This is a genomic window from Leisingera sp. F5, from assembly GCF_001593695.1.
In genome coordinates, this window is the sequence record NZ_LUKH01001131.1 from 1 (window position 1) to 1,246 (window position 1,246).

The 1,246-nt window shown below is 56.7% G+C and carries 2 protein-coding genes; one reads left to right on the forward strand and one right to left on the reverse strand.

Features of this window, described 5'->3' with window-relative positions; genetic code table 11:
• The coding region (locus A2I95_RS39505) for an alpha/beta fold hydrolase (RefSeq protein WP_291737812.1) at window positions 1-394 on the reverse strand (394 nt) is incomplete at its 3' end.
• A 210-nt stretch (window positions 395-604) separates the two neighbouring features.
• On the opposite strand from A2I95_RS39505, the gene A2I95_RS39510 reads away from it, so the two are divergent.
• On the forward strand, window positions 605-1,246 hold a 642-nt coding region (locus A2I95_RS39510), incomplete at its 3' end, for a LuxR family transcriptional regulator (RefSeq protein WP_291737813.1).

Below are 1,246 nucleotides of genomic sequence, written 5' to 3' on the forward strand. Positions count from 1 at the left end.
GCTCCACACCAAGCGTATCCAGCACCGCCATGAGGTTCTGTGCCTGCTCGGCATAGGCGTACTCCCCTTCCGGCAGCACGGAATTGTCCCCGAACCCCGGCAAGTCCAGCGCGATCACATGGTAGTCCCCGCTCAGCTGCCGGGTCATGTCGATCCAATGCTCCTTGCGCGCGAAGATCCCGTGCAGCAGCACAACCGTCTCGCCCTTACCGCCCTCCAGATAATGCACTGTGCCAACCTTGGTTTCGGCCTGTCTCGCCGCCAATCCGGAGACATAGACAAAGGCCGAGATCATCGCCCGGGCGCTCTGCGCCGGCCAGACCCGCAAGGCGGCTGCGACGGCCAGACCGGCCAGTAAAAAGGCGATTGCGAAGGTGAGAAATGTCTTGGCCATCTGAAGTCGGGTCTCGGCTAGGGGCGCTTTACTCAAAAGTGTGAGTTTGGCCTGTAAATGCAACCTTGAGTGAGGAAAAGATCCTGCATCGGCGTGTTCCCTCCCACAACCGCATAACAGATCTGTGCAAGGGTGCGTCACAATTATAAGTTGCGCCGAAGGTTGGCCTGAAATAACCTAACGTAAGTTTGATTCATTTAGGATTTGGTGATGCAGAATGCTGTTACTAGCGGATGCAACGCGCGCGGTTCCATTGTGGACAGCCTATTCAGCGAACTTCAGGGTAACACGGATTTTGAGTATTTCGCCGCCTGCCACATAACCGCGGAAACCACGCGTGGCATCACTGCGGCGCAGCAGAGCATGAAAACAAACTTCCCCGAGGACTGGACGGCGCATTACTGCAGCACCGGCCTTATCGGCTCGGATCCCGTCATCCAGTTCGCCCCCCGCACAAGCCGGGCCATTTGCTGGCAAACCGTCCGGAACTGCGCATCGTTCCAGAAGAAACATGATCAGGTTTACAAGGCAGCCGGCGATTTCGGTATTCATTCCGGGGTGCTGCTGTCTTCGCGGCAGTTCGATGGCAGCATTCAGATCGTGTCCTTCTCAAGTTCGCGGAAAAAAGCCTATTCAGACAAGGACTTGTCACGTGCAACCTATTACGGCCAGCTGATAGGCCAGGCGGTGAGCGACACCGTCCCCCCTGAAAGCGAAACCCAGGCAACTGCCGGCATTTCCCCGCGGGCACTGGAATGCCTGCAGCTTGCAGCATTGGGGAAATCTTCAGCAGAAATCGAGATCATACTCAACATCAGCCGCCACACAGTCGACTTTCACATCAGAAATGCG